Source organism: Succinimonas sp. (assembly GCF_045225735.1).
Classification (GTDB): domain Bacteria; phylum Pseudomonadota; class Gammaproteobacteria; order Enterobacterales; family Succinivibrionaceae; genus Succinimonas.
Genome location: NZ_JBGVBR010000355.1, coordinates 1 through 4,314, shown reverse-complemented (window position 1 = coordinate 4,314; position 4,314 = coordinate 1). Strand labels below are relative to the sequence as shown.

Sequence of the window (4,314 nt, the reverse complement as noted above, 5' to 3'; positions counted from 1 at the left end):
CCGGATGTCAGTGATTCTTTAGATTGTCCAAAAAACTGCTAACAAAAATGTATATTTTTCAGCTCCAATATTGTCGTATCTAACTGCTTCTCTTTTTTCGTAACCTGTTGCCAATCTTTTAGTCGTCACCGACTGCCATTATTTTTGTCCAATTTATCAACTTAAATATTATGGGTATAGACTAGATTTCCCCGGGAATGCGCAACTTCCCCTTCGGGTAAAATGTGCTATTGAGAGTATTTCTGGAAGTTCTGTTTGGTTGTTTCTTCTGTCCAGTCACCGACAAAATGCCGTTATATTGAACTATGTAAAAGAAAACGAGGAAAAAACTGGTTTAAATTAAAACAGTTTCAATAGAAATTTAAAATATGGTCTGAATGTAAAACGGGTGCGGGATCACCACATCCCACACCCAATGTATCTGTAAGAAGAATACGATGATTAATATACCACAATCCTCAGCTGTATATAAAGTATACGTTACCAAAAATGCAACAGGGTTCGTATTCTCCGGTTTTTTCACCTTCAAAGACGACCATCGTGTCACATGTCCTGTTTGTGGCCAACCTATGATTAAGGACGGTTTTACTCAGTACAAAAAAATTATTTACGATTTTACTATAAACAAAAGAAAACCCGGAATAAATGACGTTATCGTTATCACTACCCAAAAAGATGGCAGTCAAAAGATAACTAATGGAAGAGACATTTCTGACGAATCGCTGAAAACAGCATTGATTACTGAGCTTCGAACCAACTTATATTTCAAACTACAGATCGTTGTGTGCTCTAATAAAAATTGCTTAGGAAAAACAGATTCAGGCATTAATGAGCATCATGTACTTCTCCCTCAATATGCTGTTGCACGTCATAGAATAACTACAGACGTTCTGCACGAAGCTTTAAAAATCAAGCCCTGCATTGATAAATACAAGAAAGAACACGGTCTTCCACCGGATGCAACTATACCTCCAGGTGTCTTGAAAAAACTGCTGTATTCCACTAAATCCAGGAACCATTCAAACCTTTTTCTTCAAGTCAGGGCTGTCTTCGGGGGAGCAACAAACTTTTTTCTCGAATTATTCTCCTTTAAATCTTTTCAAAAGCTGTTGCAGGCGGCTCAAATAATCGTTACCGCAGGGCCTGCTCTGGTCAATATGTTTGTGAGCAACATGAATAGATATTGTGAGCGGGATTATTCATCAGTCCAAAATGGAAACATTGCTAATGCAGAAACAAACGTTAAAAAATTGACAATTGAAAAATTAGTCGTATACAACTGCTCGCATTTTGTCCGCGCAGCATCCCAACGACCTAAGTATTCCTTGATATATTTCGCCTGTAAAATAGGCAGTGTTTTGAGGAGGATACCTCCCTGACACGAACAAGAATTGATTTTTTTTAACAAGGGAATATAAAAATGTTAAAAAAGCTGGCAAAAGCCATTATTAAAGAAACCGATCCGGAAACACGCAGATTCCGTATTATCTCTCCTATTGTTGCTAACAAGGAGCTTCTGAACAACCGTAGAAAGCTGAATAAGAGAATTAAGGCTATAGCTGCCGACTGCGGAATTTCAGAGAAGACAGTTAGCCGCTGGATTAAAGCTTATTGCAATGAGGGTTTTAAAGGCCTGGTTCCGAAGTATCCAAAAGTACGTACCGATAAGAGACTTTATGTCTCTTATGAAGCTCTCTTCGATGAAGCAAAGCTGATGCGGATGCAGAGTCCGACTATCAGCGTTAATGACATCATCAAATGTCTGGAATCCCGTCATCCCGCTCTTGCTGAAATCGGAGTTTTAAAGAGAAGTACGCTGCAGCATCATCTTATGAAAGCTGGTTACAGTCGCAGAGAGCTTCTTAACGAAAGGGAAAAGAACGGCCGAGCTTTTTTCGGTCAGTATAGAAAGGCTCACCGGCTCGAACAGGTTCAGGGAGATATTAAGGAACCGCCAAAGGGCTCATGTGTTGATGACAACGGAAATTCGGTGGTTCCGTACGTTCAGCTGTGGATGGATAATTCCTCAAGGATGATACTCTCATACCGGATTAGTACTCATCAGTCTGAGGATATAGCGCTGTCCAGCCTGCGACAATTGATAGAAACTTACGGAATTCCCGAAACCATATTAACCGACCAAGGTAGTATTTATCGGGGTAGCTCGTTCTGTCATTGCACACATGCTCTTGGAATCACTCACAGGAGATCTAAACCATACCAGCCACAATCAAAAGGAGCACTGGAAAGGCTCAATGGTACTGTTGACGACTTGTTTATCCCTATTAAGGGGATGAAAAACGTCAGATTCTCAGTATTAAAAAAGCTGGTTGAACAGCGCATCTTTGAGTATAACAGAACGAAACATTCAGCTCTAGTATTTATTGATGAAAATAATAAGGAATACATATTATCTCCTCAGGAGGTCTTTGAAAAGGATACGAAAGTCTGTAGACTGGCTGATCCGCAAATTCTTGAATATGCCTTTAAGCTGCATCAGTCCAGACGTGTTTCAAAGGACGGTCTCATCAGCTTCAGGGGAAAAAACTATGTGGTTCCCAGCGGTCTTGCCAAAGCTGGTGAAATGGTTTCTATAATTTATTCACTGACAGATCATTCCGTAGAACTTGCTGTCTGTAATTCAGAAGAGGAAATTAAGAACGGCGGAGAGGAATATCTGTTTTATGAATTACATGAGCTGGAAGTTAAACCTGATGTGAATTATGAGGAGGTCTTTAGGAAAAACCATTCGGAAGAAAAGGAGGCATTGCGGAAACAGGCAGCTAATCAGCAGATTCCGCCTAACGTAGAACGACTCATGAGGGAAATATCCAAAAGGGAAAATACCTATCAGAACGAAGAGCAGTTCCAGAGAGATATTCTGCCGACAATAACCTGGGTAGAACAGGATATTCCTAATGCAGAGCAATCAATCTACGGAACAGTTACAGAGCAGGATACGAAAGATAACACCGGCGACAGCGGGATAAAAGATACTTCCTCAGATGATAAACCGGATGAGCATAATAGTACGGAGTCTTTATACGGAAGCGGAGATAAGGGGGGTGATAATGTCCATTAATCGTTTGAAGGAATTCTTCGGGATGAAGGAATTACCGTTTACGAATTCCATTAACACCCAGTTCTTGTATCAGAATACTGCGCAAAGCAGTATTCTGGAAAAGCTCTCACTGACAGTGGAGTCGAATTCGTTTGCCTTGCTGACAGGAGCCCCCGGAACCGGCAAGAGTACAGTTTTAAGGCGCTTTGTATCCACTCTGGACAAGGAGAAGACAATGGTTCTTTATGTATCCATGTCGAATGCCACACCACGGTGGCTGTATACAGTTCCCCTGGAGATTCTCGGTATCAAACCGCATATTTACGTAAATGATGCCAGAAAGCAGTTTCACAATGAGTTACGGATTCAGTTGGAAACCTACAATCGAAAAGTAGTGATGATAATCGATGAAGCACATCTGCTGACCCAGTCCTACCGCAGGTTTGACATGCTGGAGGAAATACGCTTCCTGCTTAACGGAAAGCAGTACGACTCCGGTTCTCCATTAAGCCTGATTCTATCAGGACAGACGGAAATCATGCCACTGCTGCAGTGCGAGAGATGCCGGGCTATAACACAGCGCATCATGTACATCTGCAGAACAGGACCTCTTCTGGAAAAGCAGGTGGGAACATACATGGCAGCACATCTGCGCTGGGCAGGGGTGACAGAGAGTATATTCTCATCTGAGGCGGTCAAAGAAATAGCCAGATTGTCTGGAGGCAACCCTCGGATGATTAACAAAATCTGCACGCATTCCTTGAATTATGCGGTTTTAAAGAATGAAAAGGTAGTAACAGCAGATATAGTTACACAGGCTGCTAATAGCGAGATTCTGGAAATAATGCTACAAAGACAGAACTGACATCATTAAACGTTAAAAACTTCAGTGTAAATGCATGACCGGCACTTCAGGTGCCGGTCATGCTCTTCCAATTATATCAGCACCGCCAATAGATAACAGAATAAAGGTTATATCAATTGGTATCGACAATATACGCAGCAATAGCATACGAAAATTCAGTGAGCAACGCGTATCACCAAATCCATGTCAGTTGGTGACGGCAAATTTGCTGACGACTGGTATCGAAATATTAGGAAACAACAGGTACCGACAATTCAGTTAGCAGAAGGTATCGAAAAAATTGGAGCAGAAATCATTGTTTTTAAGGACATTTCTGGTAGCAGAAATCCGGACAAACTAGCAAATCATTGACACCTCGGTTCTTTAATTCATTTAGGCTGGAAAGCCA

The 4,314-nt window shown here is 41.4% G+C and carries 3 protein-coding genes; all 3 read left to right on the top strand.

Annotation, left to right across the window (positions count from 1 at the left end):
- Window positions 1–437 precede the first annotated feature (437 nt).
- The 3 genes from ACJROR_RS12560 to ACJROR_RS12550 are packed head-to-tail and all read left to right on the top strand — an operon-like array spanning window position 438 to window position 3,926.
- Window positions 438–1,379 carry a hypothetical protein gene (locus tag ACJROR_RS12560; protein ID WP_406547333.1) on the top strand — a complete coding sequence of 314 codons (942 nt, stop codon included), beginning with the start codon at window positions 438–440 and terminating at the stop codon, window positions 1,377–1,379.
- 41 nt (window positions 1,380–1,420) lie between these two features.
- Window positions 1,421–3,082, top strand: a complete 1,662-nt coding sequence (locus tag ACJROR_RS12555; RefSeq protein WP_406547331.1) for a DDE-type integrase/transposase/recombinase — start codon at window positions 1,421–1,423, stop codon at window positions 3,080–3,082.
- The gene (locus ACJROR_RS12550; RefSeq protein WP_405366401.1) at window positions 3,072–3,926 is read left to right on the top strand and encodes an ExeA family protein; all 855 of its coding nucleotides are present in this window, start codon (window positions 3,072–3,074) and stop codon (window positions 3,924–3,926) included. The genes ACJROR_RS12555 and ACJROR_RS12550 overlap by 11 nt, the downstream gene beginning before the upstream one ends.
- Window positions 3,927–4,314 lie beyond the last annotated feature (388 nt).

Coding starts and splice junctions, on each gene's coding strand:
- ACJROR_RS12560 (WP_406547333.1), top strand. CDS start 438: ATGATTAATATACCACAATCCTCAGCTGTATATAAAGTATACGTTACC.
- ACJROR_RS12555 (WP_406547331.1), top strand. CDS start 1,421: ATGTTAAAAAAGCTGGCAAAAGCCATTATTAAAGAAACCGATCCGGAA.
- ACJROR_RS12550 (WP_405366401.1), top strand. CDS start 3,072: ATGTCCATTAATCGTTTGAAGGAATTCTTCGGGATGAAGGAATTACCG.